The organism is Nocardioides cremeus, from assembly GCF_030518195.1.
In the GTDB taxonomy this organism is placed as follows: domain Bacteria; phylum Actinomycetota; class Actinomycetes; order Propionibacteriales; family Nocardioidaceae; genus Nocardioides; species Nocardioides cremeus.
Genome location: NZ_JAULSC010000388.1, coordinates 1 through 236, shown reverse-complemented (window position 1 = coordinate 236; position 236 = coordinate 1). Strand labels below are relative to the sequence as shown.

The following is a 236-nucleotide window of genomic DNA, read 5'->3' as shown; positions in this document are numbered from 1 at the left end:
GCGCTCGTCCCGCCCTCGAGCGTGAAGCCACCCTCGAGCTCGAGGTCGGGGTCCTGCTCGATCCCGGCGTCGCGCAGCGTGTCGCGGTAGCCGCGCGCCCGGGCGCGCGGCGGGGCCAGGCGCAGGCTCGCGTCGTTGAGCATCCCGACGTAGGCGATGCGGCGATGACCCAGCTCGAGCAGGTGCTCCACCGCGGTGCGCGCGACCAGCTCGTCGTCGACGCGGACGCTGGGCCC

1 protein-coding gene is annotated in these 236 nt (G+C 75.8%); it reads right to left on the bottom strand.

What is annotated here, in order from left to right:
- Positions 1–236, bottom strand: a 236-nt coding sequence (locus QWJ41_RS21440) for a substrate-binding domain-containing protein (protein ID WP_302710530.1), incomplete at both ends; no start/stop codon positions are given.